This is a genomic window from Polaromonas sp. P3_C2 (assembly GCF_056402675.1).
In genome coordinates this window covers 1-680 of record NZ_JBFUGX010001189.1, presented here as the reverse complement: position 1 = coordinate 680, position 680 = coordinate 1, and the positions used below count along the sequence as shown (strand labels likewise).

The window sequence follows — 680 nt, the reverse complement described above, 5'->3', positions numbered from 1 at the left end:
ATTCAGGAGCTGGTGGCGCACGTGGAGATTGGGCTAGCGGCGTTTTTTCTTCAAAATCCGGCAGCGCAGAGCGTTTTGCCAACCCACCGGTGCCGCCTCAGAAGAATGCGCCTTCGCATGGACTCAAAAGCGGCATGGAAGTGTTCCATGCCAAGTTCGGCGAAGGAAAAGTGCTGATGCTGGAGGGCAGCGGCGACGATGCGCGCGCACAGATCAACTTCACACGCCATGGCGTGAAGTGGCTGGCCCTGAGCGTGGCCAAGCTGACGGTGGTGTAGTTGCCGCGCCGCTTGCGGCATTTTGTTGAATTCAAACTGACGGGAAAAAAAATGACAGAGACAAATTCCGAAACCGGAATCGAGACCGGAAAAAGTGAAGGCACTGAACCCCCTGAAAGCCCGTCAGCGATTTATGTTCCGCACCAGGAATTCCGCACCGGCCTGCCGCACGGCCGGTTCCGCGTGATCGTGAATCCGGAGCGTGCGCAAAAATACGTCAAGCACCGCCTGTTTGTTGTCGGCATTTCCTTGCCCCTCCTGGGCATCGGTGTGGTGCTTTCCATGTACGGCTACCTCTGGGTGGGCCTGCCGATGGTCGTCGTCGGCGTGTTGATGCACAGGGTTATCAAGGCCCATGCGCCCAGGATTCTGCTGCACCTAGCGCTGAACGACGCCAAGACC

General features: G+C 58.1%; 1 protein-coding gene and 1 pseudogene. Both read left to right on the top strand.

All coding sequences use genetic code 11. The annotated features are described in order from the left end of the window. Nucleotides 1-278 (top strand): annotated as a pseudogene (locus AC1DWI_RS25505) (DNA helicase II); the annotation flags it as partial. 51 nt (nt 279-329) lie between these two features. Beyond that, nucleotides 330-680, top strand: a 351-nt coding sequence (locus AC1DWI_RS25500; protein WP_477726231.1) for a hypothetical protein, incomplete at its 3' end; no start/stop codon positions are given.